Origin of the sequence: Marinobacterium sp. xm-g-59, assembly GCF_013283315.1 — a bacterium.
Lineage (GTDB): Bacteria > Pseudomonadota > Gammaproteobacteria > Pseudomonadales > Balneatricaceae > Marinobacterium_E.
Genome location: NZ_WBYR01000027.1, coordinates 1 through 2,460, shown reverse-complemented (window position 1 = coordinate 2,460; position 2,460 = coordinate 1). Strand labels below are relative to the sequence as shown.

The 2,460-nt window shown below is 42.9% G+C and carries 4 protein-coding genes; 2 read left to right on the top strand and 2 right to left on the bottom strand.

What is annotated here, in order from left to right:
* Together XMG59_RS11995 and XMG59_RS11990 are read left to right on the top strand one after the other, a co-directional pair.
* Positions 1 to 254: hypothetical protein (locus XMG59_RS11995; RefSeq protein WP_173498806.1), on the top strand; the 254-nt coding region annotated here is incomplete at its 5' end.
* A 381-nt stretch (positions 255 to 635) separates the two neighbouring features.
* A complete protein-coding gene (locus XMG59_RS11990; RefSeq protein WP_173498805.1) occupies positions 636 to 827 on the top strand; it encodes a hypothetical protein in 192 nt (63 codons plus the stop codon).
* A 6-nt stretch (positions 828 to 833) separates the two neighbouring features.
* On the opposite strand, the gene XMG59_RS11985 is transcribed toward XMG59_RS11990, so the two are convergent.
* A complete protein-coding gene (locus XMG59_RS11985) occupies positions 834 to 1,724 on the bottom strand; it encodes a replication initiation protein (RefSeq protein ID WP_173487686.1) in 891 nt (296 codons plus the stop codon).
* A 251-nt stretch (positions 1,725 to 1,975) separates the two neighbouring features.
* Positions 1,976 to 2,377 carry a helix-turn-helix domain-containing protein gene (locus XMG59_RS11980; protein ID WP_173487677.1) on the bottom strand — a complete coding sequence of 134 codons (402 nt, stop codon included), beginning with the start codon at positions 2,375 to 2,377 and terminating at the stop codon, positions 1,976 to 1,978.
* Between the last annotated feature and the right edge of the window lie 83 nt (positions 2,378 to 2,460).

Genomic DNA, 2,460 nt, shown 5'->3' with positions numbered 1-2,460 from the left:
GTGAGAACGATGCAAAGTTTATCGCTGTAGCACCAAAGAAATATGAAGCTGTTCTCCGCACTCGTTTCACACAGCTTCAAACAGATTTTGTAATGCCAAAAGAACCATTGTTCATCGCTCCACTGAGCAAAGTGAGCAATGCTAACGACTTTTTAGAAGCAGATACTTACGAGCAATATTGCTTGAAACATTATGAGCCATCACTGTCCCTTGTCTCCAGCGCACCCTATCGCATCAAGCGACTAGCTGCCTAAACGACAAGTTCTCTTTCAAGAGAAGCATCTTTGCGAATGATGTTCAGTCAGCACAACTGACTGAGACAGCACGACTGTCAGAGACTTGATGAACGATACGCCTGTTACAGCAAGCGTAGTTGAATCAGTGAATCCAATAGAAACAAAAAGAGAGAACACACAGAGATGCAGACAGACTTAGAACTCATAAACTTCAGAATACCATCAAGAACCAAACAACAGTTCATAGAGACATGCAGAAGCAGAAATCAGCAGATGACCAGTGTCCTGAACGCATTTATCGCAGATTTTATTACTGAAAATCAGCCAGCAGAAGACACAGCAACATTGCCGCTAGACTTCTTCTCTGATGCAGAACCAAGACTGTAGGAACCAACCAACATGCTAAAGAAAACTTCACGATACAAACTAAACAAACTCATCTCCGAGACCCCTGCTGAGAACATCCAGTTTGCTCTTGATGTGAGCAACAAGAGCCTCAACCAGGTTCAGACAGAACTGAAGAAAATTGCAGCGACTGATAGCTTCACACTCATCGTCATACCGAACAAGAGTCAGCGTGGAGTTCTGTGATTTCTTCTAGTGTTCAGATAGTCCTGACAGCAGTTGAGCTATTTCATGACGCTCAATCTGTTCAGCTTGTGAGATAAGTTCAACGCTGCCTTCTCTACGAGCTTTACGACCGACAGAGCTTCTCTCTAACTCTTTCAGAGCTTCAATGCGCTCAGCTTGACCTTTGATACCCCAGAACAGTTCTACTGCCTTTACAGAACGACCTGTTTTCAAAGCTCTATAGCCTACATTGAACCCAGCCAGTTGATTGAGTTCTGCTATCGCTGAATCTAAACACCTTTGTCTAAAGTTAGCCCATTCTTTGTAATGTGTAGAACCAACCCCCATGATTTCTCTCAAGTCTTCTAGAAGAAAAACTTCACTAGTTTTTCGCAAGTTTGCTCTCAGCGAAATCAGAGAGTAGAGACGAAGTGAGAACTTTGAGTTGAATGCCAAAACAGCTTTTCTAGATATCACAGCCCAATGTGAGCTGTCAGAAATCGCTTTTCGCATAGTTGCGCTAAACCGATACCGAAGTTCTGCTTTTGCTGTTGTATCAGCATCTCGTTCAGCATCAGCTATGATGACACCTGACTTAGTGTAAGACCTTCCATCCTCACGAGTCAGCTTGAGTTTCAAGATAGTCGTGTGAAGTTCGTCAACGACCGCTTCAAGCTCCTTCAATGTTAGATGATATGTCTTGTTTAGTTCAGCGTAACTTATCCGATGCTCAACATCGTCTGTGATACGAACTCCTGCTGCTTGAATGAGAAGATGCAGAGTCTTAGCGCCACGCAGCGAAAGTGATGACCCGTGAGAAAACCTCCAGTCACTGACTTCACCTGCTTCTACGATAGCATCTGCGACCTTTGCATATCGTTCTATAGCGTCTGTTGTTTTGCTGTTCTTCTTGCTCATACCTAACATTATCTCAAACAGTGTAAGATATAGCAATGCAGTGTTGTGAGTATGTGAAGTCTTTTTCTTATTTTCTTATTTTCTTATTTCTAGACGAAAATCTCTTTTACTATCATATACTTACGCCCCTAAACCTAACAAATCACGAGTCTACCCTAACAAATCACGAGTCTACCCTAACAAATCACGAGTCTACCCTAACAAATCACGAGTCTACAAAGAGCGTCAGAACTAAACTTATCCACAGCCAGTTACCGCTTGAACAGTCTTGAAAGCAGCCCCCTCCCCTGCTTCTCATCCGACTGTTGTGTAATAAGTTTTGTCTGAGAAGCGACCACACTGCGAAGTTCGTCTTCAGACTTCCTAGAATGTGACAAGCTGTCTTCAAGCATCGCCACCTGCTTCTCCAGCATTTCTATTTTTAGTTTCAACTCGTTATCAGCCGAAGTTACATCTGTTACAGTATCATTTTTGTCCGATGTTACATCTTGTGACACTGCATGACCAAGCACACGAATGACTTCAGATAAGTCTAAAACAACCTTCCTGCCATCTTTGTCAAACGACAGCTTTCCTTGCTTTTTATAACGATAAAGCGTCTGACGACTTACGCCCCAACGCTTGCTAACCTCACTGATAGATAGCTTTGTCACTGTAACACCCTTACTGTTCCACGCAAAAAAATGTTACAACAAAAGACAGTGTTCTGTAACAGCGTTTAGCGACCGATACACAG